The organism is Vibrio sp. D173a (genome assembly GCF_030248475.1).
Map to the genome: position 1 here is coordinate 1 of NZ_JAHGAH010000731.1, position 673 is coordinate 673.

A 673-nucleotide genomic window follows, 5' to 3' on the forward strand; every position below is an offset into this window, starting at 1 on the left:
TTCAAACGCAAAGCGGCTTGGCTAACGCTGCCCTCTTCAATTAATACCTTAAGAGCAACCAACAGATTTAAATCTCGACGATAAATGTCTTCTAATTCCACACGCTTACCTAGCTGAATACAATGATCATTGTTCACCAACTTGTTTATAGCATGCTTTAGATAAAAAAAATCCCGCAATTACGCGGGGAAGCCCAAGAAAATTTGGGGATAGTGTCGGAATGTGTCGTATCGGAAAAACGTTTTGTACTTAGGTTAGATATCTTGCGATTTAATGTTCCTGCTCTTCTGGCAAGCCACGCCAGCGTCGCATTTCAACCCAAATACCAATAATTGTTGCTGCTATGCCAATGATTGGCATTAACGAGGCCTCTGCTGGTGTGCGTAACACTAACGCGCAAAAAGAAATAAAGCAGAGAACCGAATATATGGTTAATCTATCAAGTGCTGTCAACATCGCCACTCCTTAGCTAGTTGTCATTTGTTTAAGTTGTTACCAACTTGTTAAATAATTTATAGTAAATAATTCTGTTTGCCAAGCACTTATTGCATATTTTTTCTGCAGACGTATTATTCCCCTCGTTATACAGAAAGAGACACCTATCATGACATTCAATCCTGAACTGGCCACACACACTTTAGAAGCACAAGGGCTACGCTGCCCAGAACCGGTA

The 673-nt window shown here is 40.6% G+C and carries 1 protein-coding gene and 2 pseudogenes; 1 reads left to right on the forward strand and 2 read right to left on the reverse strand.

Going from position 1 to position 673, the window contains the following annotated elements:
- Window positions 1-101: pseudogene (locus KIV40_RS35560) on the reverse strand (LysR family transcriptional regulator); the annotation flags it as partial.
- Between the two features lie 169 nt (window positions 102-270).
- Window positions 271-456 (reverse strand): hypothetical protein, encoded by a 186-nt coding sequence (locus KIV40_RS28875; protein WP_285352655.1) that lies wholly within the window; start codon window positions 454-456, stop codon window positions 271-273.
- A 148-nt stretch (window positions 457-604) separates the two neighbouring features.
- Here KIV40_RS28875 and KIV40_RS28880 point away from each other — a divergent pair.
- A pseudogene (locus KIV40_RS28880) lies at window positions 605-673 on the forward strand (sulfurtransferase TusA); the annotation flags it as partial.

Bases quoted from the DNA above. Each gene is read 5' to 3' on its own strand.
- KIV40_RS28875 (WP_285352655.1), bottom strand. From the start codon at position 456: ATGTTGACAGCACTTGATAGATTAACCATATATTCGGTTCTCTGCTTT.